We start from the raw sequence: 23,493 nt of genomic DNA on the forward strand, positions 1-23,493 counted from the left end.
GCCAAAGCCAAAGCACCTGATCGGCGGGCAGGCGCCGTCGGCGAATGGTGGCCTGACTGGATAGATCCAGCGCAGACGCTACCCACTCAATCGGGATGTTTTGGGTGAAGGTGCTCAGGTCGCAAAAGTTGAAAAGGTCGCCGAGGTCGAGCAGGTCCTGTTGAACAGACATAAAAAATCCGATGCCAGAGGTCTGGCATCGGATTTTCGGGGAAGCCCGGCTGGGACTCAAATACTTAAGTGAACAGCATTACGCTGAAACAGCGGGGCTTTTTTATCCCTTTTTTCGGTGCAGGTCTGGATAAATCTCGCCAAGGTCGCTATCGGGACAATGCCCGTGGTGGAAACGGGCAAGATGGACTCGACCCGTTTTCTGCCGTGCGGCAAAAAACGGTCATATTTTTGTCATGACAGTTGCGCAAGCTCGGCTCTGTCCGTCGATAACAGGTTGATAACAACAAGGACGACCACATGCCAACGCAAAACCCGCACCGCATCGTCGGTCTGTGCACCTCCAGCAAGGTCTACAACGCACTGACCGAACTCAAGCACCTTGAAGGCCATCGCAGCGCCAAGTTTCTCTCGCTGCTGACGCAAAGCCTGGTGCGCAAGGGCCTGCTCAACGAGCAGGAAGTGGTTCATATGCTCGATCAGGTGGTCAGCTGACCGACCAACGGTCGTTTGCCCCCGCTGGCATCAATGACCACTATCGAAAGCGTTGATTACCCCTCATGGCACACGGACCTTAAAGTAGCTCCACAGATTGATGGAGGTACTTGTCATGTCCAAGGTTCAGATCATGTCCGTTATCGGCAGCGCGGTTCCCCCACAGCTCAGGGAGCTGGGCATGCTCGCCTGCTGGTACCTCGTGCAGGACGGCGTGCCAATCAGCGGCCCGCTCACTTCGCTGCCCGCCGCCCAGGCATTGTCGCAACGCATCGGCACCGGCCAGTCCGGCAGGCTCAGCGCCTAAGGCAGCTGCACCCGAGGTTTGGTTTCAATGAAAATGGCCCAGCTCGACATGAACAGGGCCGTGATCAACGGGCCGATGACAAAGCCGTTCAGGCCGAAAATCGCCAGGCCGCCGAGGGTCGAAATCAGGATCATGTAGTCCGGCATCCTGGTGTCCTTGCCCACCAGAATCGGTCGAAGCACGTTATCCACCAGGCCGATCACGAAGACCCCGAACAATCCCAGCACCACGCCCTGCCAGATCGCCCCGGTGAGCAGGAAAAACACCGCCACTGGCGCCCAGACTATTCCCGCCCCCACCGCCGGCAGCAGGGACAGAAACGCCATCAACACCGCCCAGAGCAATACGCTGGGGATGTCCAGAAACCAGAAAATCAGACCGCCCAGTGCGCCTTGCGTGATAGCCACCAGCAGGTTGCCCTTCACCGTGGCCCGCACCACACGATTGAACTTGAGCTGCAAACGACGTTTCTGCTGTTCCTGCAACGGCACCGCCAGACGCACCTTGCGTGCCAGTTCTGCACCGTCGCGCAGGAAGAAAAACAGCAGGTACAGCATGATGAAAAAACTGACGACGAACTCGAAGGTACCCTGGCCAAAAATGAAGGCCTGCGCCGCCAGCTCCTGACCGCCGGTCATCGCGCTTTTGACGATTTTCTCTCGCAGCCCGTTCAACTCGCCCATGCCGAAGCGATCCAGCAGATGCTGGAAATACGGCGGCAGGCTGTGCTTGAACTGCGACACGTACCCGGCAATATCGAGTTCGCCGCTCTCGACGCTTTTGTAGAGTGCCGCGCCCTCCTGAACCAGCAAGGCGCTGATGATGATCACCGGCAGAATCGCAATCACCAGGCAAATGCTCAATGTGCACAGCGACGTGAGGTTGCGTTGCCAGCCGAACTTCTCTTGCAGCCGGCGCTGCAGTGGCGCAAAGACGATGCCGAGGATCACCGCCCAGAACACCGCGCCGTAAAACGGCAGCAAGATCCAGATGAACGCAGCGCTCACCAGCACCAGCAAAACCGTCAGTGATTTGTCTTGTAGGGGCGTTTCGTTCATGTCCGATCCGTGCCAGAGAGGACGAAAAACTTCCGCCCTGATATTTAGTCCACTACGGCTCGCGCGAGTGCCATCGGTTTGTTGAACAAGCATAGATCCAGGTCAATAAACCCTCGCCACCGAACGTTTACCCTGCGCGGCTTTTGCGACCGACTCCGCCATGAACCTCTCCGCGCCAGAACTGCTCGCCCCCGCCGGCACCCTGAAAAACATGCGTTACGCCTTCGCCTACGGCGCCGATGCCGTGTACGCCGGTCAGCCGCGCTACAGCCTGCGGGTGCGCAACAACGAATTCGATCACGCCAACCTGGCTCTGGGCATTCGTGAGGCACAGGCTCAAGGCAAGCGCTTTTACGTGGTGGTGAATATCGCGCCGCACAACGCCAAGCTCAAGACCTTCCTCAAGGACCTTGAACCGGTGATCGCCATGGCCCCGGATGCGCTGATCATGTCCGACCCTGGCCTGATCATGCTGGTGCGTCGGCACTACCCGCAGATGCCGGTCCACCTTTCGGTGCAGGCCAATACGGTGAACTGGGCGAGCGTCGAGTTCTGGCAACAGCAAGGCCTGAGCCGGATAATCCTGTCGCGGGAGCTGTCGCTGGAAGAAATCGCCGAGATCCGCGAACAGGTGCCGGCCATGGAGCTAGAGGTGTTCGTGCACGGCGCGTTGTGCATGGCCTATTCCGGGCGCTGCCTGCTGTCGGGCTACATGAACAGGCGCGATGCCAATCAGGGCAGTTGCACCAATGCCTGTCGCTGGAAATATTCAGCGCAACCGGCCACCGAAAATCAGCTCGGCGAGATCGTCCAGACATTCGATCCCGAACCGACCCTGGGCATCGGCGCGCCTACCGACCAGGTGTTCCTGTTGCAGGAAGCCGATCGTCCCGGCGAACAGATGCCCGCCTTCGAAGACGAGCATGGCACTTACATCATGAACGCCAAGGACCTGCGCGCCGTGCAGCACGTCGAACGCCTGACGCACATGGGCGTGCACTCCCTGAAAATCGAAGGCCGGACCAAATCGCACTTTTATTGTGCGCGCACCACCCAGGTCTATCGCCGCGCCATCGACGACGCCGTGGCGGGCCGGACCTTCGACCGCGGCCTGATGACCGACCTGGAATCCCTCGCCCAGCGCGGTTACACCGAAGGTTTTCTGCGCCGGCATGTGCATGACGAGTACCAGAACTACCAGAACGGCAGCTCGGTGTCGGAGCGCCAGCGGTTTGTCGGTGAACTGACGGGCCAGCGCCGGGATCGACTGGCCGAGGTCAAGGTGAAGAACCGCTTCGGCCTGGGCGACCACATGGAACTGATGACGCCCAAGGGCAACTTCCACTTCGATCTGCATCAGTTGCAAAACGCCAAGGGAGAAGCGATCGAGGTTGCACCGGGCGATGGGCATACGGTGTATTTGCCGATACCGGATGCGGTGGATCTGGAGTTTGGGCTGTTGATGCGGGATGTGGGTGTGAACTGATCTTCAAATACACACATAACCCTGTGGGAGCGAGCTTGCTCCGGGCGGCGTTCCGACGATTGCGGTCTGCCAGTTAACATTGCTGTGACTGATCGATCGCTATCGCGAACAAGCTCGCTCCCACAAGGGACCGAGTCACCTTGCAGAATTTCATGCACAAGGACTCAACATGCTTGCCCTGCCATGGATCGACCTGGCCCTCCTCTCCCTCGGCTACGGGCTCGCTTTAATCTACGGCCAACTCGGCTGGCTGGCCGCGATCTCCGTAGTGTTGTTGCTGTTCGCCGGTTTCGCAGTCCGCCAGCAAAAACTCCCCATCGCTCGCTACCTCGGCCACGGCTTGTTCATCTTCATGGCCCTGGCGCTGGCAATGCATTGGCTCCCCGGTTTCTACAATGGTCGCGGCATCGATCCTCAGCGACTCACCGACGATGGCGTGCCATTTTCCATGTACCTGAATCAGGACAAACCCCTGATTGGCTTCTGGCTATTACTGGTCTGCCCGTGGATTGTCGGCCGGCGTTCGTTGCGCCTTTCCATCTATGCCACCGCTATCGCGCTGCCCCTGAGCGCCGTGCTGGCCCTGGGTGGCGCGCTCTTGCTGGGTGTCATCAGTTGGGCACCGAAATGGCCGGACCACGCATGGCTGTGGGTGCTTAATAATCTGCTGCTGGTGACGCTGGTGGAGGAAGCGCTGTTTCGCGGCTACATCCAGGGCAGTCTGAGCCGGTGCTTCAAAGACCTGCCCTACGGCGAAAACCTGGCCCTTCTACTGGCATCGCTATTGTTCGGCCTGGCGCATGTGGGCGCAGGCTGGCAGTGGGTGTTGCTGGCGAGCCTGGCGGGGATCGGTTATGGCTTGGCCTACCGTTTCGGCGGGTTGGGTGCAGCCATTGCCACCCACTTCGGTTTGAATCTGCTGCACTTCGGATTGTTCACTTATCCAATGTTGGCCGGGTAGCGACCCATCGACTAAAAACACTAACCGGACCAGGTGCCATCAACTGCTTCGGGCGCTGATTTTCGCATCTGCAATCGCCCTCCCGATAACTGCGCATCGATGTTATAAATCATTCAAATGCCGACGAGATTTTGGCACCACCATTGACAACACCCAATAAACACTGAACGAAACCGTTTTTTTTACGCTTGACCAGTCCGTTTTTACAGTTATATTTCGTCAGGCACTGCTCGGGAACCAATCGCCTTGACTACTGTCTTGCGCTGCGTTTAACCTCCCGCCCCACGAATGGAAGCGAACCGTTCTACACGACGGCGTCCTCTGAAAATGAATTCTGGCAACGCGTTTATCGCGCCGTTGTACTGTGCGGTAAATCATGCTGAAGCCTCGCTCTTCCCTCCAAATCAAAAAATCCGTCATTTTTGCCCTGGTGCTGCGTGAAGCGCGTTCGCGTTTTGGCGACCGGCGCATGGGCGCGAGCTGGACACTGATTGAACCGATTGCCCACCTGTTGATTCTGAGCGTAGCGTTCACCCTGATTCGCGGCAGCACCGTCGCCGGCATCGATTTCCCGGTGTTCGTCCTGGTCGGACTTGCACCATTCCTGCTGTTTCGCAACACCGCTTTGCGCTTGATGAACAGCCCCAAGGAAAACCGCTCACTGTTTGCCTACAAACAGATCAAGCCGCTGGACACCTACATCGCCCGGGTTCTGGTGGAGTTCAGCATTTCCGCGAGCGCATACGCCATCCTGGTCTTCGGTTTTGCATGGTACGGCTTCGACATGTCCATCAAATCCCCCATCGAGTGGATGCTGACCATCCTTCTGGGCGTCCTGTTCTCCTTTGGCCTGGGCATGTTGCTGTCACTGATTGCCCACGCCATGCCCAGCAGCACCCTCTTTCTGCGGATGATGTTCTTCCCGCTGTACTTCCTCTCGGGCGTACTGATTCCCGCCGCCTACCTGCCTCACGCCATGCTGCCACTGCTGCTGCTCAATCCATTCCTGCACCTGCTGGAACTGATCCGTGCCGAAATCTTCCCGCACTACGTTCCGGTCGATGGTGTGTCGGCGCACTACGTCATCGCGTTCACCCTGGTCTTGCTGTTCGTCTCCCTTGGTACTTACCGGGTTCGTCGACTGCATTTGATCTCTACCAAGAACGGCTAACCGCAGGCTTCCCGTGTTCGAGCTCAGAAATATCACCAAGTCTTACCTGACCCCCAAAGGTCGCCGGCACGTTTTCCGCGACCTGTCACTGCAGATTCCGCCAGGCAAAAACATCGGCCTGATCGGTCGTAACGGCTCGGGCAAATCGACCCTGATGCGCCTGTTGGGCGGTGCCGACGTACCGGACTCCGGCACGGTGGTCACCAACAAGAGCATTTCCTGGCCAGTGGGTTTGTCCGGAGGTCTGCACGGCACCATGACCGGGCGCGAAAACATCAAGTTCGTCAGCCGGGTATACGGCGCGGAAGGCGACGCCATGCGCCAGAAAGTCCGCTACGTCGAAGACTTCGCGGAAATCGGCAGCTGGATCGACGAGCCCGTCAAAACCTACTCCTCCGGCATGCGCTCGCGCCTGGCCTTCGGCCTGAGCATGGCCTTCGACTTCGACTACTACCTGATCGACGAAGTGATGTCGGTAGGTGACGCGCACTTCAAGCGCAAGTGCGCGGACGTGTTCGAAACTCGCCTGCAGAAATCCAAGGTGGTGCTGGTATCCCACAGCATGCCCGAAATCAAAAAGCTCTGTGACGTCGTGCTGCTGGTGCGCGATGGCGGGGTGCAGATCTATGACGATGTCGATGAAGGCATCAAGGCCTACAACACCTGATCGCCTGACCGTGGCGTGACAGTTTCATTTCAAGGATGCGTGAGCATATGAGCAGTACGGGTAAATTCAAGGGCTGGCGCCTGACTCTGGGGCTGATCGTGCTGCCAATGGTACTGGCCGCCGTTTACTACAGCTTTTTCGCCGTGGATCGCTATGTCAGCTCCGCGCAAGTGGTTGTACGCCAGGACGGCAACAACCCGGCGGCGCAAATGCCTGGCCTGAGCATGCTGCTCAGCGGTGCCAACCCGGCTTCCCGCGAAGAAACCCTTTACCTGCGCGAATACATTGTGTCGATGGACATGATGCAACTGCTGGAAGATCGCCTGCACTGGGTCGAGCAATACAGCAAGCAACGCAGCGACCCGTTCTTCTGGCTGGCCAGCGACACCGAACGCGAAGACCTGCTCGAGTACTACCAGCGCATGGTCTCGGCCCATTACGACGAAACCACCGGCCTGCTGAAAGTTGAAGTGCAAGCCTTCAGCCCGGAACTGGCCGAACAAATGGTCAAGACCATTCTGGAAGCCAGCGAACACTTCGTGAACGAAGTCTCCCACAGCATCGCCCGCGAGCAGATGCGCTTCGCCCAGGGCGAGCTGGAAGGCGCGAAAAAGAACTACACCAAACGCAAGGAAGAGCTGCTGAGCTTCCAGAACCGCAACAAGGTACTGGACGGTAAAAGCTCGGCTCAAGGCCGCGCAAGCATCATCGACACCCTCGAAGGCGAGCACTCCAAAGAGCGCGCCGTACTCACGCAAATGAGCTACAAGCTTCGCCCGGACTCACCTCAGGTCAAGCAACAGCAGCAACGCGTCAGTGCCATTCGTGAACAGTTGAGTGCCGAAAAACGCCTGCTGGTGTCCGCCCCCGATGGCGACCAGCTCAACGTCGTCGCCTCGCGCTTCCAGCAACTTACCCTGGACGCCGGCATCGCCGAAGAAACCTACAAGACCGCCGTTGCCGCACTGGACAACGCCCGTATCGAAGCCAGTAAGAAGATTCGCACCCTGGTCACTGTGGTCAGCCCGAACACCCCGCAAATGGCCCTGTATCCGGAGCGCTGGTACAACCTGGCAACCATCTTCCTGGCCCTGCTTCTGCTCTACGGCATTACCCGCTTCCTAATTGCATCGATCGAGGATCATCGTGATTAAATCCATTTCCGGCCTGCCCCTTCGCCCCCTGAACTTGAACATGCGAAACAGCGCTGTTGCGGGTTTGATGCTGGTGAGCCTCACTTTGTCTGGTTGCAGCGGCGTCATGTCCGGTGCCGGCCCTTACAAAGGCGATATCGAAAGCAAAAACCAAAATACTGCGTATGACCTGGTGGACATCAACGCCAACACCATCGCACCGTTTATGCGTCCAGCCGCCAAACCGGCCAAAGCCACAATCACCACTCCCCTGGCGCAAAGCGTGCGCCTGATGAGCGGTGACGTGATCAACGTGCTGATCACCGACAACGCTCCAGAAGGCAGTGGCCTGTTCGCCCCGCTTTCTACGGGCGGTACCCAACTCAAAGTGCGCATCGACGACAAGGGAATGATCTCCCTGCCGTACGTTGGTCATCAGTTCGTTGCCGGCATGACCCTGATCCAGGTCGAAGACATGATTCGCCAGAAGCTCAAAGGCGTGACCACTGACGTTCAGGCACACGTTGATCTGGTTGGTGATCTGTCTGGCTCGGTGCTGGTGGCGGGTGCGGTAAAAGCGCCTGGACGTTTCTCTACCCTGCAAGGCCCTTTGACCTTGCTGGATGCCGTCAACCAGGCTGGCGGCCCCGTGATGGAACCGCATCTGGTCAATGTCACCGTGCGTAACGGCAATCAGGTCCGTAGCCTCAACTATGAAGAAATTTTGGCTGGGGACAATTTTGTTCTGAAGCCCAATTCAGAAGTGATTCTGGAACGTGCCCGCAAACGCTTTGTCGCTATGGGTGCAGTGGGTGATCCAGGCTTGCATGATCTACCCGCTCAAAATACCAGCCTCCTTGATGCACTAGGTTCTGTAGGAGGCCTGAAGGAAGCCAACGCTAATCCAAGCGGTGTTTTCGTATTCCGTATCAACGAAACAACCGCCGCCGCAAAGCCCGTCGTCATGCGCATAGATATGCGAGACCCAGCAGCAATTTTTTATGCTCGCCAAGTCATGCTACAACCTGATGACGCTATCTATGTGACCAACGCTGCTGTTCATGAATGGCAAAAAATCATTGCACCTATCGTACAAACATTAGTTCTGGGAAGAACTATCGATAGCCTTCAAAACTAGCCACCGGATATGGGCAAAGCGATGACCATCATAGTTAACCACGTATTGTCAAATAACGTTCATAGCGGGATTTTCGAAGATATCTTCGCTTATTTCTCTCACTATACCGAGCAATACGCAACTCATATACCGAGCGAGAAACCGATCATCGGGGCTCATGTGCGTCACTATCATAGACCGCACCTCGAAGAGCGATTGATCAAGCCATGCGTAGTAACAGTCCACCATGACTTAAACGACCCAGATGGCTGGCTATCCTTACAGGCTTTTATTGATCGCTACAAAGAGGCAGACGTCGTTATTTGCCTGAACACTTTTCAGCAAAAAAAACTTGCGGAATGTGGCATCTTCAATACCGTTGTAGTTCCGCATGGCTATAACCATCACTTGATCGATCATGCACGGCAGCTAGGTCGACAGGAGCAAAAAAAATTCAAGATCGCTATTGTATCGAAGCGTTATGCCCGAAAAGTAAAAGGCGAAGCCTATTTATTTGAACTGGCCAAACGACTCGATGCGGACAATATCGAGTTTTTATTGGTCGGTGATGGAAGATCTGAAGAAGGCAGAATTCTTCGAGCACTTGGCTTTGATGTTGAAGTGTTTGAACGTCTTCCTTACCCGGCCCTGATTGACGCATACAGAGGCGTCAATGCACTACTTATGACCAGCTATTTTGAAGGTGGACCTGCAAATATTCCGGAAGCTGCCGCCATGGGCGTGCCGATTTTGGCGAACGCAATCGGAATGGTACCAGACCTGATTAAGCACGATGTACACGGGGTCTACCTAGAAATGGAACCCGAGACCGATGCAATAATGTTGAATGAACTCGCCGAGCCAGAGAGCCCGCGATACAAGAAATTATTTGCATCTAGCCAGCAACCAAGCGAAAACCTGATTACTTGGCACGACTCGATTAATTTCAACATGAAAGAGTATCTTGATCTAATCAAGGGAAGCCAAGCCTCAATCAATAAAGTACTCGAGCTATTCGCATGAGCAAATTTTTTATTGCTGACCCGCTACATATCAACAAAAGAAATTTTGGAAGCCTCTACGAATACCTCGAAGAGTCAAAAGCCAACGCCATTTTTAACGAAGAACGACAGGACTGGTTGAGTTTATTCGGCGATTACTCCTCGCACGAACAACTTCTTATTGAAGAATACAGCCATTTGCGCTCGCTCAGTCAGGACGAACTTTTTGAGCTATCCGTACTCGAAGTAAATATTTTCAAGGTAGCCAGAGCAGAAATACTGTCCCTATTGATCACAAGGGAAAACTTCAATAGCGCCCCTCTTCCCGCCTCGCGCAGGGAGCTATTTGATTTCATCTTCGAAAATGCGCCAAATATATTGCTCTGGAACATGGCAGCAGCCATTCAATGGATAAACCATTGGTCTCCAGTTATAAAACAGCATAACCCTAAATTTGTCTTGGTCTTTTCGGGAAGCCTGATATACGCACGAACACTGCTTGAATTACTGAAAAACAGAGCACCACGCGCTTTTGTACTAGAGAGCTTTTTCACCGGCAGTGATAACTATATAGAAGAAAAATACGAACCGATTGCCAACAACTCAAACCTCAAATTCAAAGCCTACTACCGTTCGCTAGGCGCGAATGAGACGCCTTTTGAGCGGGATCGCAGTAGAAACAAGGCAATCAACAAAATTTTGAGTGGCATTAATAAAAATGTCACTCAACCACCCGAAGACGCAAAAAAGCTTTTCAATAACAGCAAAAAAACCCTGCTTATCACAGGGCAAGTACTAAACGACTTCTCTCTGCTGGAATATAAAGACCACGGCCTAAACTCGCTAAAATTCTACAAAGAACTGATCCAGAAAATCCTGGACCAAACTGAGTTCAATATTATTTTCAAAGCCCATCCGTGGGAGAGAAAAAAGAAAAACATTACAACCTCCTTGACCCTTGACGCACTTGCGTCCTACTTTATGGTCAATGATAAGTACTACGATAGTAGTGAGCGCCTACTACTCCTGGAAGACTACAACATCAAATCCATATTCAAACAAACAGAATATGTATTAGGCCTAAACTCCCAAGCACTGCTGGAGGCGGCATTCGAAGGCTTCCAGCCTATCCAATTTGCAAATGCATTTTACGGAAATCGGGGTTTCACGTCTGACTATCGCCCCGAAAATCTGGAGCAGTTTGTCACAGACATAAAAACTGGAAAAATCCCCAGCAGACTTGGCCTTGTACAATACAGGGCCTATGAGGAGTTCATTACCAAGGCTCTTCAATTCTCACTGGTCTCCGCATTCCCGTCTGGGAAGGCTATGCTGCGAACGATATTCCATATCACCCCGCCTATCTCCTTGGTAAATAAGAGTGCAGCAAACCAACCCGCTACGCAAAAAGATGAAAAACCCGCTGCCTCGATAAAAGCACAGGTACAAACTACCACTACTTCTACCTCAGCGGTGGAAACGCCATCGTCCTTGCCACCAACTAAAAAAGTGGATCAGCGCAAGCGCGGAAAAAAAATGGAAAAATTTCTTAAAACGCCAAAAAAATTCTTCCTGGACTCAAAAAACCCAAGAGTTAGATGGCTTCATATTTTCTTTCCAAAAAACACTGCACAGTAGGCTCAGACTAATTCAGCCAAGTACTTCTCCAGCGTCAGAATCGGGTCAGATTGTTGCACCAACGACGACCTCTTTCTGACACTGGCAACCAACAAGAAATAGAGCAAAAGTTTATGGATCAAGCCATTGACATAACAAGCATTGTCGAGAAAAACGAAAAGACCATCTTTGAAAAAAAAGTTCTCTTCGTGCCACTCGCAAGCGAGTCATACTCTGAAAAGCTATTGATAGTGATGAGCACCCACAACCAGGGCAACAAATACATGGCCCTGCGCTCTTTCCTTGAAAATCAAGCATGTGACCTTTTGTTTATTTCCGACCCAAAGAACTCTTGGTATCTTGATACCGACAATGGAGAAACCTTTCTAAATACCTTTCAGACTTTTACAAAGCACTACGCACCACAGTCAACATTTCTATTCGGTTCGTCCATGTCCGGGTATGGTGCAATACTCCACGCCTTTAAATTAAATGCCAACGCCATCGCTTCAAACCCACAAGTAAACCTCGATATCACTAAGGATTACGCATGGCCTGAACTGATTGGGCACATCAACGAGATTGGCGGAGAGCACACCAACCTTGACGAAATTGCAAGCTCCGAATGGAACGACTCAGCGATTTATATCATTCATGGCCATGATGAAATCGACACAATCAACGTCGAACTTTTGACAAAGGCAACACCACCAAATAAAAAGCTGATAATCCAAACACTAGATACAGACTCACACGCCATGTTCTTTGGAAAAGAAGTCAGCTATATCTATACAGTTATGGATTTATTGTCCAAGTTCCGAACAGAACTTGATCTTAAGAAAATACTTTCCCAACTCATTTCGGAAGACAAAACAAACAAACGCCAACTCCGAGCAGAAAGAAAGCTGGTAAAAATCCAAGATCCGTTTCGCGCTATTGATCACTCAGGCAATAGCATCTCATGGCAGTACCGCTATTTGTACCAAAAGGTCGGCAAGGAAGTTTTTTTCTCAAACATTGGATTTTATTCTAACGGCCAACTTACTGGCGGAACCTGCTATTTTGATGGCGAGCGCTGGAGACTTTGCACCCCACAACCGTCCATCAACGACAACCTGATTTCCGGAAACCACCTAAAAACACCGAAAACCATTAGCACACCTCAAAACAATCAATACATCAATGAGCATTGGTGGATTCGAAATGAGGGAGAGTCCGAAGTCATCATCAATAGCGACTTCAACTGCATGGAAATCAACCTGAAGCCAGTAAACACAAAAAATATCTATTTGAGCTCAACCGTGCAAGCCGATGCAAAACAGCATCATGCCATGCTAGGAAAATACATAACATTTTCCGCTGACGTATTTACTAGTGATGGCGATATCTACTTAACACTGGGTGGCGTTGGCGACTCTGGATATCACCACAAAAACTCTTTAAAAAACACACCTGGAACCTGGAAAAACATCAGTATTACGGAACAGTTCCTATCCATAAACTCGACCCACAAAGATTCTATTTTTGTGAGAATCAATCTGGCCGCGGATGGAAAGGCAAAAACCATACTGGTAAAAAACTTGAGCTTGCAAATTGGATATTTCCCAATGGGAATTGCTTAGTACCTTCGATGCATTAAGATGCACTGAAATCAGCTGCCCCTTTAGAGTACTGGACAAAGGACTGTCCCCTCCCAAACGTGCCGCTTGCCTTTCCTGGCAACTAAAAAACCCAATCAAATCAGAAACTATTACCTTCCGACTAAATTGGGCTGTTTTTAGATCAATCGACTATCCAACAAACGAAAGTCCAACTCGATCAATCAAAAATCTCCACAACCCCCACCACCTCATCACTCCCCTCTGCCGTCACCGGCAACGCCCGAATCTTGTGATCCTGCATATAGGCTTCTGCCTCACACAACTGCGCCGTGGCTTTCACGGTATGCGGTTTGGCGGTCATGAAGCTGGCGACGCTTTCGTTGATCACGCCCGGGTTATTCAGCAGCGCCCGGCGCAGGTCGCCGTCGGTAACGATGCCGACCAGTTTGTCGTTGTCCATAACCAGGGCGAGGCCCAGGCGGCTGGAGGTCATGACCAGCAGGCAGTCGTGGAACGAAGTGTCGCGACTGACTTTGGGGATGTTGGTGTGCATCACGTCACTGACGCGGGTGAGCAGTTTGCGGCCGAGGCTGCCGCCGGGATGGTAGCGGGCGAAGTCCATTGGCTTGAAGTCGAGTGCGGCAATCAGGGCCACCGCGAGGGCATCGCCCATTGCCATGGTGGCCAGGGTGGAGGTGGTTGGCGCCAGGTTGTTCGGGCACACCTCGCGCTCGACCGAGATGTCGAGCCAGATATCGGCGTGCTTGGCCAGCGTGGATTGACCATTGCCGGTCATGGCGATGATCTTGTTGCCGAAGGACTTCAGGCTCGGAATCAGCTTGATGACTTCTTCGGTTTCGCCGCTGTAGGAAATCAGGATCAACACGTCGATTGGCTTGAGCATGCCCAGGTCGCCGTGGAAGGCTTCAGCCGGGTGCAGGAACAGGCTCGGGGTGCCGGTGGAGGCGAAGGTAGCGACCATTTTCTGACCGATCAAGCCCGATTTCCCCATACCGCAGACCGCTGCGCGGCCTTTGCAACCGAGAATCAGTTCAACGGCACGCTGGAATTCGCCGTCCAGGCGTTCTGCCAGTTGGCTGATGGCTTGCGCCTGGGCGCTGAGCGCTTCTTTGGCAATTGGAAGGTGATTCATGGGAAATCGATCGTTCCTTGATTTAAGTGGCGCGTATGTTAACGACTCAATAGCCTAACGGAAACTAACGTTCTATCAACCCAGGAAAAATAGTCACTTTTCTGTGTCACCGAGACCTCGAACATGGCAGTTGCCGGTTGGAAATTTTTAATGTCGCCCCCTTTTGATCGACTGTCACAGAGGATACGCAAGGACTCCTCGCCTTTCAGGTGCCAATAGTCATACCGCACTACTCAGCGCCGGCAGTGCCCCCTCCCCTGAGCAACACCCAATGTTTGTAGGCAATCTCCCACTTTTATCGTTATAAATTGTCGGCTTTGTATTATCATCCGCGCCCACTTATCGAAGAGCGTTGCCTGAGACGCTTTGGATTTTTTGCGCGTCTCGCAAGCGAGTGCGTCACCTACGGACATCTGCTGTTTTTCATGGACAAAAACCTCCTGAATCGACCGTGCTTGCTGGTGCTGTCTAAAGGCGCCCAGCAAGTTGCCACGCTTGCCGCCCTGTTGCCCGACTATCGATTACTGCCTGGTTCGACTCGTGACGTCACTCAGGCCGATGTGTTGCTGGCGTGGGGTCGCAAGCCAAGCGCCCTGTTTGCCCAACGGGAAGCACAAAAAGCCGGTCTGCCTGTGCTGTCGGTAGAGGATGGTTTTTTGCGTTCGGTGGGCCTTGGCGCGGATGAGCCGCCGCTGTCGCTGATCGTCGATGACCTGGGCATTTATTACGATGCCGATAATCCGTCGCGCCTGGAAGTATTGATCCCGACATCCTTGAGTGAATCTCAGACTCTCCGCGCCCGGGCTTTGCAGGCGAGTTGGCGGGAAGAGCGCGTTTCCAAGTACAACAGCGCCCGCATCGAACAATGCCATTTACCGCAACCTTGCGTTTTGGTCGCTGACCAGACCAAGGGCGATGCCTCACTTCAGGGCGCCGGCGAGGCTGATTTTGAGCGCATGCTCCAGGCTGCACTCGATGAGCATCCTCAGAGCATTGTCGTGGTGAAGGTCCACCCGGATGTCGCGGCAGGCCGCAAGCAAGGCCACTTTGATCTTGAAGCGCTGAGCAAACGGCCGCGCGTCCATGTGATCAGCCGTAATGTTCATCCTGCCGAGTTACTGAGCGAAGTTCAGGCCGTGTATGTGATGACCTCGCAACTGGGCTTCGATGCACTGTTGTGGGACGTGCCGGTGCGCACCTTTGGCAAGCCGTTCTATGCCGGCTGGGGTTTGACCGTGGATGCCCTGCCCGCCCCCGAGCGGCGCCAGCCGGTCAGTCTTGAGCAATTGGTGCATGCGGCGCTGGTGGAGTACCCGCGTTATGTCGACCCGGAGACGGGCGCGCCGTGCCAACCCGAGACCGTGCTGGCGTGGCTGGGGTTGCAGCGACGGATGCGCAGTCGCTTGCCGCAGGACTTGCAGATGGTTGGTTTCAGCAAGTGGAAACGGCCGTTGGTGCTGGACTTTTTCAATGGTTCATCCACCCGATTTGCCGCACCTTCCAGACGTTCGAAGCCCCCTGCAATGGTGGTGAGTTGGGGTTGCCAGCACGACTCGGCGTTGGCGCAACAGAACACTGCCAACCACCTGGGCCGCGTCGAAGATGGCTTCCTCCGTTCTGTCGGCCTGGGCGCGAAGAAAACCCGGCCGCTGTCCTGGGTGTTCGACGACCTGGGCATCTACTACGACGCCACGCGTCCTTCGCGTCTGGAACAGCTCTTGCAGAACCAGTCGTGCCCGCCTGAGTTGTTGCGGCGGGCCGCGGCGCTGCGCGAAGCGATCTGCGCCGCCGGAGTGACCAAATACAACTTGCCCGGTGCCACGTGGAAACGTCCGCCGGGTGTCGAGCAAGTGATTCTGGTGCCGGGGCAAGTGGAGTCCGACGCCTCGATCCGTTACGGCGCGCACCGCATCCGGCGCAATCTTGATTTGCTCAAGGCAGTGCGCGCCCGCCACCCGATGGCATGGCTGTTGTACAAACCGCACCCTGAAGTGCTGGCCGGCACACGCGAGGCTGGCGAGGACGAAGAACACACCCGTCAATGGTGCAACCAGGTGGTGGGCGATGTGCCCTTCCACGAGCTGTTGTCCGAGGTCGATGAGGTGCATGTGCTGACCTCGCAATCGGGCTTCGAAGCCTTGTTGCGCGGCGTGCCGGTGACCACTTACGGCCAGCCGTTTTATGCCGGCTGGGGCTTGACCCACGATCAGGACCTCAGCCCGCAGGTCCAGGCGCGTCGCACCCGGCGCCTGAGCCTGGACGAACTGGTGGCCGCGACCCTGATTCGCTACCCGACTTATGTCAGCCGCATTACCCGAAGATTCACCACCCCCGAACGTACGTTAATCGAGATTCAGAACTGGGATGAAGTACCTGCGCAAGGAAGAACTCCAACATGGCGAGAGATGATTCAGCGTTTGCTCCTTACCGTCTTGAGACCGTCGCCAAGGAAATTTTAGTTCCCATGCAGCGCTCCAGACGCCTGGTATCGGTGAAACCACGCAACTCGTTCCTGTTTTTGCAGGGCGTCAGTTCGCCGTTTTTCGCGCGTCTGGTGCAAGCGCTGCGGGCCGAGGGACAACGGGTCAAGTCCATCAGCTTCAATATGGGCGACACCCTGTACGGCAGCGGCGCGCGCGTATTTTGTTCGGCGCGCCCCGAGCAGTTGAAGGACTTCTACAGCCAGTGTTTCAGTGCCGACCAGATTACCGATGTGGTGCTCTTCGGTGACTGCCGCCCCGTGCATCAACCGGCGGTGGAACTGGCCAAGGCTCTGGGGATTCGTGTACACGTGTTCGAAGAGGGTTACTTCCGCCCGTACTGGATCACCCTTGAGCGCAATGGCGTGAACAATCACTCGCTACTGCCCCGCGATCCGCAGTGGTATCGGGAAGTGGGCAAGTACATCCCGCGCTATCACAACGGCAATTCATTCCGCCTGTCCTTTGCCTCCAGGGCCTTCCATGATGTGATGTATCACGTCGGCGGCGCACTGAACAAAGTGGTGTTCCCCCACTATAAAACCCACGCCCCGTTCAACGCGGCCGTGGAGTATGCCGGCTACATTCGCCAGGGCCTGCGCCTGGTCAGCGCCAGGGGCCGTGACTCCGAAGTCATCAGTGAAGTGGCGCGCAGCCGTCACCGAACCTTCCTGTTGCCGCTGCAACTCGACAGTGATGCGCAGATCCGCGACCACTCGCCCTTCAAGCATATGAAAGACGTGTTGAAACACGTATTGGGCTCGTTTGCCCGCCATGCCGGCAGCGATGCGCGGCTGGTGGTCAAGAACCACCCGCTGACGCCGGGCATCGTCAACTACCACCGCATCACCCGGCGGATTGCCGACAAATTCGGCATTGCCGATCGCGTGGATTTCCTCGAAAGCGGCCACATGCCGACACTGCTGTCGCATGTCGCTGGCGTAGTCACGGTCAATAGCACCGTGGGTGGTTCGTCACTGATGCACAGCGTGCCGACCATTGCCCTCAGCGACCCGATCTACAACCTCAAGGGCCTGACCCACCAGGGCGGTCTCGATGAGTTCTGGGACAACCCGGAGCCTCCCGACTCCACCCTGTTTCAACGCTTTCGCAGCACGGTCATTCACACCACGCAAGTCAACGGCGGCTTTTACACCCGCTGCGGCATCGACATGGCGGTGAACAATTCCCTGGAAGTGCTGATGGCCAAAACCTCGAAAATCGAACAGTACCTATGACGTCACAACAGTCTCCACGCTGCATTCTCATCACCGGCGCCACAGGCGGCATCGGTGGCGCGCTGGCACCCGCCTACGCGAAACCGGGGGTTACGCTGATCCTGCAGGGCCGACGCCTGGACCGCCTGGAAGAAATGGCCGCCCAGTGCCGCGCCGCCGGCGCTCGCGTACTGCTGCAACCGCTGGATGTTCAGGATCTCGACGCCTTGCGCAGCTGGATCGGCGAGATCAGTGTCACCGAGCAACCGGACTTGATCATCGTCGGTGCCGGGGTCAATACGTCCACCGGCGACAACGGCGAAGGCGAAGTCTGGGAGCTGTCCCAGGCGCTGATCGAAATCAACGTGCTGGCAGCCCTTGCCACGGTGCAGGCCGCATTGCCGGCCATGCGTGCCCGCAAGTCCGGGCAGATCGCCCTGTTCAGCTCGCTGGCCGGTTGGCGGGGGCTGCCGGCCACGCCGAGCTATAGCGCCAGCAAGGCAGCGATCAAGGCTTATGGCGAAGCCATGCGCGACCTGGTGGCAACCGATGGTGTGAAGATCAACGTGATCATGCCGGGCTACGTCGAATCGAAAATGTGCTTTGAAATGCCCGGACCAAAACCGCTGCTCTGGACCCCGGACAAGGCTGCGCGACGGATTCAGCGCGGGCTGGCCGCGAACCAGGCGCGCATCAGCTTTCCGTTCCCGCTGAACCTTGGGTGCTGGGCTTTGGGGGTCATCCCGCCACGACTGTCGTCGATCATTTTGCGGTGGCTGGATTACGGTGCCTGATTTTTTGAATAACGTTTTTTGCTCGGTTGTAGTGCCTGGTTTTCTCCTGTCTTGCGCAATCGAAATACTCCTGGTGCCGCGTACCGCCTGGTCCCGTCCGCTTCGCAGCTGGCTGTTGCATGGCGGTGCCTGGGCATTCGCCGTTGGCTTGCTGTACCTGATCAGCGGTCGCGCGTATTTCAGTGCGGTCAACGTGCTGGCGCTGTGGCTGCTGATCGTGCTGGTGAGCAACGCCAAATACCATTCGCTGCGCGAGCCATTCGTCTGCGCCGATTTCGAATACTTCAGCGACGCCGTACGCTTTCCACGCCTGTACTTGCCGTTCTTCGGCATTGGCAAAGCCATCGGCCTGGCCCTTCTGTTTATCGCCTACCTGGCGTGCGGGTTGTATTTCGAACCGGTGGGCAGCAATGCTCGCGTCGTGGCGACGAGCACGCTGCTGGGCGGTTTGGTACTGCTGATGCTCGGCAGCTTGAAGCCACTGCGCCCGACGTTCGACGCCAGCCTCGACCTCGGTCGCTGGGGATTGGCGGCCAGTTTGTGGACGTACTTTATCGCGGCCCGGCACCCGGTGGACCTCAATCGACTGAACTCGGCGTTTGCCGATGAGCTGCCACGCCCGGCGTCCGACACCGTGCTGCCGGACCTGGTATCGGTACAAAGCGAATCGTTCTTCGATGCGCGCAGGCTGTGGCCCGGCATCCGTCCACAGGTGCTCAGCCACTTCGACACCTTGCGGGCCGAGGCGCTGGCCCAGGGTCGTCTGCAAGTCGCCGCGTGGGGCGCCAACACGGTCCGTAGCGAGTTTGCCTTCCTCACCGGGATCAAGGTCGACCAACTGGGCGTCCATCGATTCAACCCTTATCGCCACCTGGCGCGACAGGGCGTTGCGAGCATCGCCAAGGCGCTCAAACGCCAGGGTTATCGTACGGTCTGCGTGCATCCTTATGTCGGCAGTTTTTATGGTCGGGACAAGGTGTTGCCTGCACTGGGCTTCGACGAATTCATCGACGTTCGCAGTTTCACCGAACAGCAAAAGGCCGGCCCGTTCATCGGTGACTGCGCGGTAGCCGACAAGATCAGCGCGCTGCTTGATGATCCGTCCCGTACCCAGCCGTTGTTTATTCATGCCATCACCATGGAAAACCACGGCCCGCTGCACCTGGAAAATGTCGAAGCCGGCGACCTGCCGCAGTGGTTCGACCGGCCGCTACCAGAAAGCCTGCGTGATCTGGCCCCGTACGTGCGCCACTTGAGCAATGCCGACCGCATGCTCGGTCAGCTGCGTGAACATTTTCTGACCCGCAGCACACCAACCGGGCTGTGCTTTTTCGGTGACCATGTGCCGATCCTGCCTGACGTCTATGGCGCCCTGGAGGCACCGAATGGCGATACCGAGTACTTCATCTGGTCCAATACTTCGCCAAGTGCCAATGCCTGCACAGACCTCGGAGTCGAGCATCTGGCCAAGGCCTTTATCGACCATCTGGCCCCTACTGCCGATGACTGAAACCCGGGGTGAGCCGGTGCAGGTGGTTCTCGCGTCCAGCCTTGCGCAGCGCGACCCTGCGGTTGCGCGCTGGATCACCGCGGGGCGCGGCTCGTTGGCGTTCATCCTCGGCGATGAAGACTGCCGCCATCGCCTGCTCGCGCAGTCGATCAACTGGGACCGCGTCCTGCTGGCCTATCACGACAGCGCACCGGTGGGCTACGCCTCGTTCAAACACCAACGCCGCGGACCATTTTCACCGGGCATCCGGCCATTCGTTCGCGAGTTCGGGCGACTGGGCGGCTCGCTGCGTTATGGCCTGTTCGTGATCAGCGAGTGTCGCGAGTGGTACTACGGTTTTTATCTGTACGGCTTGCATGTGCGCAAAGCCGCACGGCGCCAGGGGGTGGCCAGTGCCTTGCTGCAGGCCGCCTTTGATCAGGCACTCAGCCTTGGCCATACCAAAATCGAGCTGGAAGTGCAGGTGAAGAACCTTGCGGCCAGGGCGTTCTATGCCCGCCACGCCTTCATGCCGATACACACCTTTCCAACGAACTGGCTGAGCCGCGTGATGCCCTTCCCGACGGTCATCAACCTGCGCTGCAGACTATCGCCCCATCCATGAGCAGCCCGCAAATGAATCGATCCGTACCCCTTGAATCGCTGGTGGATGGTCCCGGCCGGGTGGGCATCATGTCGCAGTGGGTGATGTGGAAAGTCCATCATCTGGAGGAGTTTCTCGACCCCGAAGGCCAGCCTCATTGGCTGTGGCGACGCAGCCGGCAGCGCCCCGCAGGCTTGAAGGCGATTGCCGGAATTGGCTACAAAAGTTCCTCTGACCATGCCCGGGTCTTGTGCAAGCGCTGGGGCATTCCCTACGTCGCACTGGAGGATGGCTTCCTGCGTTCATCTTCGCTGGGCGTCGAAGGCGATACGCCGATGTCGATGGTGGTCGACCCCATTGGCATTCACTACCTGGCCGATCGCCCGTCACGGCTGGAGAACATCCTGCAAACCCCGCAGACCCTGAGCTCTTCGGAGCAGGCGACCGCACGGGAGCTGATTGCCCTGATGCGCAGCAGTGGCATCGGCAAATACAACAACGCACCGGACCTGAGCGACGACGACCCGCTGGGCCGTGACAAGCCGCTGATTCTGGTGGTCGACCAGACTTATGGCGACTTCTCCATCCCCGGCGGCGGGCTGTGCGAAGCCGACTTTATCCGCATGCTCGACGAAGCCCTGGCGCAACACCCCGAGGCGGACGTGCGGGTGCGGATTCACCCGGACTGCATCAACGGCCACAAAAAAAGTTGCCTGCTTGACGCCGCTCTTGCCCGCGGCGTGACGCTGGAAAGTCGCCATGTGTCCTGGGCCTCGCTGGCGCGCCGGGCGCAGCGGGTCTATGTAGGTACCAGTCAGGCCGGGCTCGAGGCCATGATTCAAGGCATCCCGGTCACCTGCTTCGGCTTGCCGTTCTACGCCGGCTGGGGCCTGACCGATGATCGCCAGGCAATCCCCCGTCGCCAGGCCCGACCGAACCTTGAGCAGTTGGTGGCGGCGGCGTACATCCGCTATTGCCGCTACGTCGACCCGCTGACCGATCAGCGTTGCGATGTCATGACTGTGGCCCGTCAACTGGCCCGGCAAAAACACCAAGACAGCCAGTTCGCGGGGACATTGACCTTGCTGGGTGTGCCACACCGACAGCGGCCGGCGATCCGCACCCTGCTCAAAAGCCGATGGGGCCGGTTGACGTTCGTCAGCGATAGTGCCGAGCTGATGCAATCCGTAGTCGGCGAAACCGGCAAGCTGTTGGTGTGGCGAGCCAGCGAACCCGGCGATCTGCAATCCCGTGCCGAGGCCCACAGCGTGCCGCTATGGCGCATCAGCCCGGGCATGCTGCAATCACCGGGTGGCGATGAGCAACCACTGGTTCAGATTCGCGGCCTGCCGTGCAGCCCCCATCAAGCCCGGGAGTACAACTCCCATCCTGAAGCCGGCCTGTTCGACAGCTGCGCACGTTATCGACAAATTCACCGCTACCTCAGACGCATGTTCTGATCCCTTGCCGGCGAAGGCGTTTTTGAAACTTGCGTTGCGCTTTCGGCCGCCTTCGCTGGCAAGCCAGCGCCTGCAAAAACGCGTACACACCGTCATTTTGTGGACTTGCTGGCTCAGTTGCTTTCCGCCGTTGCATCGATCTTTCGGCTGCTCGGCTTATAGTTTTTGAAGTTCCTGCGCAACAATGGCAACGGTTTCGGCGATTTGCTCCCGGGTGTGCAGGCACGACACGAAAAAGCGTACACGAGCCGATTTTTCGGGCACCGCCGGATGAAGAATGGGTTGGGCGTTGATACCTCGACGGGACAGCGCGCTGGACAACTGGGTAGCCTTGAGCGAACTGCCGGTGATGATCGGCACCACTGCCAGACCGGTGCTTGTGCCGGTATCCAGGCCGGCGTCCCTGGCCAACTCGAGGAATTGCCTGCCGCGCGCCTGCAAGGTTGTGACGCGCTCGCCATCCTCAGGTAGACAACGCAATGCCGCCAACGCTGCCGCAGCTACCGGTGCCGGCATGCCGACGCTGTAGAGAAAACCCGGCGCCAGGAACTTGAGATGCTCTACCAGCGCTGACTCACCGGCGATATAGCCACCACAACTGGCCAGGCTTTTGCTCAAGGTGCCCATCCAGATATCCACGTCACTGCCGGCCAGACCGAAATGTTCACGGATGCCCTTGCCGGTCTGTCCCATTACGCCCAGTGAATGCGCTTCATCGACCATCAGCAACACTTGGTGTTTCTTCCTGAGTTCGACGAAGCGTGGCAAATCCGGGAAGTCGCCATCCATACTGTAGATGCCTTCGAGTACCACCAACACGCGCTCGAAATGCTGACGCTGATCGCTCAACACCCGGTCAACCGCTTCCCAGTCGTTGTGGGCAAAGACGAGACGCCGGGCGCCGGACAATTGAATCCCCTGGAGAACGCTGTTATGGATCAGTTCGTCATGCAGGATCAAATCCCGCGGACCGAATAGATAACCAATGGTGGTCACGTTCGTCGCATGGCCGCTGACGAAAGTAATAGCGTCGTCCACCTCATAGAGCCGGGCCAGTTCCTGCTCCAGCTCGCGATGGATCGGACGATCGCCCGACACCGGACGGCTGGCGGAAACTGACGTTCCATAGCGATCAATGGCCGCTTTGGCGGCTTCAGCGACCACTGGATGCCCCGAGTAGCCCAGGTAGTTGTAGCTGGCGAAGTTCACGTAGCGGCTACCGCCCATGACAGTTTCCGCACCCGCCAAACCTTCGTGCAACTTGAAAAACGGATTGGCCAGGCCGAAGCGCGCAGCCCCGTCGAGCATGATGCGCAAATGCTGATAGCCAGGGTGCTGATCAAATCGGCAAAACTGCTCAAAGCCCTCGCGCGGGGCGCCTTTGACGCCCTCTAGTGAAGGGCTTGGAGCGCAATCGCCGATCTTGCGCAGTCGCCGTTCCAGGGCCTGTTGAATCAACTTGTCCTTCATCGAAGTGGCAAGCCCGGGCGTGGTTTTATTGGTCATGGTCC

21 protein-coding genes are annotated in these 23,493 nt (G+C 56.4%); 17 read left to right on the top strand and 4 right to left on the bottom strand.

The features are described from left to right. A partial coding sequence (locus AC1DXW_RS15905; RefSeq protein WP_477760197.1) for a transposase domain-containing protein occupies nucleotides 1-172 on the bottom strand: 172 nt, incomplete at its 3' end. Nucleotides 173-471: 299 nt separating this feature from the next. Between AC1DXW_RS15905 and AC1DXW_RS15910 the strand changes: the two genes are divergently transcribed. Continuing rightward, complete coding sequence (locus AC1DXW_RS15910; protein WP_008052996.1) at nucleotides 472-666, top strand: hypothetical protein; 195 nt, start codon at nucleotides 472-474, stop codon at nucleotides 664-666. Between the two features lie 115 nt (nucleotides 667-781). Then, nucleotides 782-973 (top strand): hypothetical protein, encoded by a 192-nt coding sequence (locus tag AC1DXW_RS15915; protein ID WP_477756105.1) that lies wholly within the window; start codon nucleotides 782-784, stop codon nucleotides 971-973. On the opposite strand, the gene AC1DXW_RS15920 is transcribed toward AC1DXW_RS15915, so the two are convergent. Beyond that, the gene (locus AC1DXW_RS15920) at nucleotides 970-2,031 is read right to left on the bottom strand and encodes an AI-2E family transporter (RefSeq protein WP_477756104.1); all 1,062 of its coding nucleotides are present in this window, start codon (nucleotides 2,029-2,031) and stop codon (nucleotides 970-972) included. The two genes, AC1DXW_RS15915 and AC1DXW_RS15920, sit on opposite strands and share 4 nt — an antisense overlap. Nucleotides 2,032-2,191: 160 nt before the next feature. Between AC1DXW_RS15920 and trhP the strand changes: the two genes are divergently transcribed. From trhP to AC1DXW_RS15965, 9 genes are all read left to right on the top strand, one after another. After that, a complete protein-coding gene (gene trhP / locus AC1DXW_RS15925) occupies nucleotides 2,192-3,517 on the top strand; it encodes a prephenate-dependent tRNA uridine(34) hydroxylase TrhP (protein WP_477756103.1) in 1,326 nt (441 codons plus the stop codon). Nucleotides 3,518-3,686: 169 nt separating this feature from the next. After that, a complete protein-coding gene (locus AC1DXW_RS15930) occupies nucleotides 3,687-4,478 on the top strand; it encodes a CPBP family glutamic-type intramembrane protease (protein WP_477756102.1) in 792 nt (263 codons plus the stop codon). A 376-nt stretch (nucleotides 4,479-4,854) separates the two neighbouring features. After that, complete coding sequence (locus tag AC1DXW_RS15935) at nucleotides 4,855-5,649, top strand: ABC transporter permease (protein WP_477756101.1); 795 nt, start codon at nucleotides 4,855-4,857, stop codon at nucleotides 5,647-5,649. A gap of 13 nt (nucleotides 5,650-5,662) precedes the next feature. After that, the gene (locus AC1DXW_RS15940) at nucleotides 5,663-6,316 is read left to right on the top strand and encodes an ABC transporter ATP-binding protein (RefSeq protein WP_115948400.1); all 654 of its coding nucleotides are present in this window, start codon (nucleotides 5,663-5,665) and stop codon (nucleotides 6,314-6,316) included. Between the two features lie 47 nt (nucleotides 6,317-6,363). Then, nucleotides 6,364-7,470: a KpsE/RkpR family capsule polysaccharide export protein gene (locus tag AC1DXW_RS15945; RefSeq protein WP_477755960.1), complete on the top strand. Its 1,107-nt coding sequence runs from the start codon at nucleotides 6,364-6,366 to the stop codon at nucleotides 7,468-7,470. A 40-nt stretch (nucleotides 7,471-7,510) separates the two neighbouring features. Then, entirely contained in the window at nucleotides 7,511-8,587 is a 1,077-nt protein-coding gene (locus AC1DXW_RS15950) for a polysaccharide biosynthesis/export family protein (RefSeq protein ID WP_477760198.1), read from the top strand. A 21-nt stretch (nucleotides 8,588-8,608) separates the two neighbouring features. Beyond that, nucleotides 8,609-9,589: a glycosyltransferase gene (locus AC1DXW_RS15955; protein ID WP_477760182.1), complete on the top strand. Its 981-nt coding sequence runs from the start codon at nucleotides 8,609-8,611 to the stop codon at nucleotides 9,587-9,589. After that, the gene (locus tag AC1DXW_RS15960; protein ID WP_477760183.1) at nucleotides 9,586-11,205 is read left to right on the top strand and encodes a capsular polysaccharide export protein, LipB/KpsS family; all 1,620 of its coding nucleotides are present in this window, start codon (nucleotides 9,586-9,588) and stop codon (nucleotides 11,203-11,205) included. The genes AC1DXW_RS15955 and AC1DXW_RS15960 overlap by 4 nt, the downstream gene beginning before the upstream one ends. Before the next feature lie 113 nt (nucleotides 11,206-11,318). After that, on the top strand, nucleotides 11,319-12,806 hold the full coding sequence (locus AC1DXW_RS15965) for a hypothetical protein (RefSeq protein WP_477760184.1): 1,488 nt from the start codon (nucleotides 11,319-11,321) through the stop codon (nucleotides 12,804-12,806). A gap of 196 nt (nucleotides 12,807-13,002) precedes the next feature. On the opposite strand, the gene AC1DXW_RS15970 is transcribed toward AC1DXW_RS15965, so the two are convergent. After that, nucleotides 13,003-13,938 (bottom strand): KpsF/GutQ family sugar-phosphate isomerase, encoded by a 936-nt coding sequence (locus AC1DXW_RS15970; protein WP_477756929.1) that lies wholly within the window; start codon nucleotides 13,936-13,938, stop codon nucleotides 13,003-13,005. 425 nt (nucleotides 13,939-14,363) lie between these two features. On the opposite strand from AC1DXW_RS15970, the gene AC1DXW_RS15975 reads away from it, so the two are divergent. From AC1DXW_RS15975 to AC1DXW_RS16000, 6 genes are all read left to right on the top strand, one after another. Next, nucleotides 14,364-16,397, top strand: a complete 2,034-nt coding sequence (locus AC1DXW_RS15975) for a capsular polysaccharide biosynthesis protein (RefSeq protein ID WP_477760185.1) — start codon at nucleotides 14,364-14,366, stop codon at nucleotides 16,395-16,397. 5 nt (nucleotides 16,398-16,402) lie between these two features. Further along, complete coding sequence (locus tag AC1DXW_RS15980) at nucleotides 16,403-17,656, top strand: capsule biosynthesis protein (RefSeq protein ID WP_477760186.1); 1,254 nt, start codon at nucleotides 16,403-16,405, stop codon at nucleotides 17,654-17,656. Beyond that, nucleotides 17,653-18,429, top strand: coding sequence for an SDR family NAD(P)-dependent oxidoreductase (locus tag AC1DXW_RS15985; RefSeq protein WP_477756434.1), 777 nt, complete (start codon nucleotides 17,653-17,655; stop codon nucleotides 18,427-18,429). The genes AC1DXW_RS15980 and AC1DXW_RS15985 overlap by 4 nt, the downstream gene beginning before the upstream one ends. 73 nt (nucleotides 18,430-18,502) lie before the next feature. Next, nucleotides 18,503-19,939, top strand: a complete 1,437-nt coding sequence (locus AC1DXW_RS15990) for an LTA synthase family protein (RefSeq protein WP_477760187.1) — start codon at nucleotides 18,503-18,505, stop codon at nucleotides 19,937-19,939. Beyond that, entirely contained in the window at nucleotides 19,932-20,543 is a 612-nt protein-coding gene (locus tag AC1DXW_RS15995; RefSeq protein ID WP_477756432.1) for a GNAT family N-acetyltransferase, read from the top strand. Before AC1DXW_RS15990 ends, AC1DXW_RS15995 begins: the two co-directional genes overlap by 8 nt. An 11-nt stretch (nucleotides 20,544-20,554) precedes the next feature. Continuing rightward, nucleotides 20,555-21,982, top strand: a complete 1,428-nt coding sequence (locus AC1DXW_RS16000; RefSeq protein WP_477760188.1) for a capsular polysaccharide export protein, LipB/KpsS family — start codon at nucleotides 20,555-20,557, stop codon at nucleotides 21,980-21,982. A gap of 156 nt (nucleotides 21,983-22,138) precedes the next feature. Here the strand turns inward: AC1DXW_RS16000 and AC1DXW_RS16005 are convergent, their stop codons facing one another. Continuing rightward, a complete protein-coding gene (locus tag AC1DXW_RS16005; protein WP_477760189.1) occupies nucleotides 22,139-23,488 on the bottom strand; it encodes an aminotransferase class I/II-fold pyridoxal phosphate-dependent enzyme in 1,350 nt (449 codons plus the stop codon). Nucleotides 23,489-23,493: the final 5 nt, after the last annotated feature.

The organism is Pseudomonas sp. P4_C4, from assembly GCF_056402055.1.

What these genes read in the sequence shown, in the direction of transcription:
- AC1DXW_RS15910 (WP_008052996.1), top strand. Translation starts at nt 472, where the DNA reads ATGCCAACGCAAAACCCGCACCGCATCGTCGGTCTGTGCACCTCCAGC.
- AC1DXW_RS15915 (WP_477756105.1), top strand. Translation starts at nt 782, where the DNA reads ATGTCCAAGGTTCAGATCATGTCCGTTATCGGCAGCGCGGTTCCCCCA.
- AC1DXW_RS15920 (WP_477756104.1), bottom strand. Translation starts at nt 2,031, where the DNA reads ATGAACGAAACGCCCCTACAAGACAAATCACTGACGGTTTTGCTGGTG.
- trhP (WP_477756103.1), top strand. Translation starts at nt 2,192, where the DNA reads ATGAACCTCTCCGCGCCAGAACTGCTCGCCCCCGCCGGCACCCTGAAA.
- AC1DXW_RS15930 (WP_477756102.1), top strand. Translation starts at nt 3,687, where the DNA reads ATGCTTGCCCTGCCATGGATCGACCTGGCCCTCCTCTCCCTCGGCTAC.
- AC1DXW_RS15935 (WP_477756101.1), top strand. Translation starts at nt 4,855, where the DNA reads ATGCTGAAGCCTCGCTCTTCCCTCCAAATCAAAAAATCCGTCATTTTT.
- AC1DXW_RS15945 (WP_477755960.1), top strand. Translation starts at nt 6,364, where the DNA reads ATGAGCAGTACGGGTAAATTCAAGGGCTGGCGCCTGACTCTGGGGCTG.
- AC1DXW_RS15950 (WP_477760198.1), top strand. Translation starts at nt 7,511, where the DNA reads ATGCGAAACAGCGCTGTTGCGGGTTTGATGCTGGTGAGCCTCACTTTG.
- AC1DXW_RS15955 (WP_477760182.1), top strand. Translation starts at nt 8,609, where the DNA reads ATGACCATCATAGTTAACCACGTATTGTCAAATAACGTTCATAGCGGG.
- AC1DXW_RS15960 (WP_477760183.1), top strand. Translation starts at nt 9,586, where the DNA reads ATGAGCAAATTTTTTATTGCTGACCCGCTACATATCAACAAAAGAAAT.
- AC1DXW_RS15965 (WP_477760184.1), top strand. Translation starts at nt 11,319, where the DNA reads ATGGATCAAGCCATTGACATAACAAGCATTGTCGAGAAAAACGAAAAG.
- AC1DXW_RS15970 (WP_477756929.1), bottom strand. Translation starts at nt 13,938, where the DNA reads ATGAATCACCTTCCAATTGCCAAAGAAGCGCTCAGCGCCCAGGCGCAA.
- AC1DXW_RS15975 (WP_477760185.1), top strand. Translation starts at nt 14,364, where the DNA reads ATGGACAAAAACCTCCTGAATCGACCGTGCTTGCTGGTGCTGTCTAAA.
- AC1DXW_RS15980 (WP_477760186.1), top strand. Translation starts at nt 16,403, where the DNA reads ATGCAGCGCTCCAGACGCCTGGTATCGGTGAAACCACGCAACTCGTTC.
- AC1DXW_RS15985 (WP_477756434.1), top strand. Translation starts at nt 17,653, where the DNA reads ATGACGTCACAACAGTCTCCACGCTGCATTCTCATCACCGGCGCCACA.
- AC1DXW_RS15995 (WP_477756432.1), top strand. Translation starts at nt 19,932, where the DNA reads ATGACTGAAACCCGGGGTGAGCCGGTGCAGGTGGTTCTCGCGTCCAGC.
- AC1DXW_RS16000 (WP_477760188.1), top strand. Translation starts at nt 20,555, where the DNA reads ATGAATCGATCCGTACCCCTTGAATCGCTGGTGGATGGTCCCGGCCGG.
- AC1DXW_RS16005 (WP_477760189.1), bottom strand. Translation starts at nt 23,488, where the DNA reads ATGACCAATAAAACCACGCCCGGGCTTGCCACTTCGATGAAGGACAAG.